1 protein-coding gene is annotated in these 381 nt (G+C 48.6%); it reads right to left on the bottom strand.

Annotated elements, in window-relative coordinates; translation table 11 throughout:
- Positions 1-63 precede the first annotated feature (63 nt).
- A complete protein-coding gene (locus EAE91_RS24700) occupies positions 64-198 on the bottom strand; it encodes a hypothetical protein (protein WP_280520318.1) in 135 nt (44 codons plus the stop codon).
- Positions 199-381 lie beyond the last annotated feature (183 nt).

Raw genomic sequence — 381 nt, 5'->3', positions numbered from 1 at the left:
CACCCGCGCTATCCGGGTGACGATTTCATCACCAAGTGACATGGTGTTCCTCCTGTCAGGTCATCAGGCCGCCTGAAAACTGTGGACAACCGCCAGCAGGGTATCACGCTGGCCGTCTTCAAAAGGCATGGATTCATCCCGCCAGTTGTCCGGGATAACCAGTGAGCCTTCATTCATCTGATAGGTTGTGTTTTTCATGTTTTATTCCGTTGTTGATTGAAACAGGTTGTCATGTTCCAGTGAATTCACCTGGCGTGGTCAGCTAACAACAAGATGAGATGTTAACTGAACGCATTATCAGGCCAGGAGAGCAGCTCATAAGCTCCCCAAGGGTTAAAGAGCCTCGGGCAAGTTTCGTCAGAACTATCTATAAAGCTATAA

Origin of the sequence: Photorhabdus noenieputensis (assembly GCF_018448935.1) — a bacterium.
Taxonomy (GTDB): domain Bacteria; phylum Pseudomonadota; class Gammaproteobacteria; order Enterobacterales; family Enterobacteriaceae; genus Photorhabdus; species Photorhabdus noenieputensis.
Note: the sequence above shows the minus strand (reverse complement) of the source record. Positions and strands in the feature narration are given on the sequence as shown.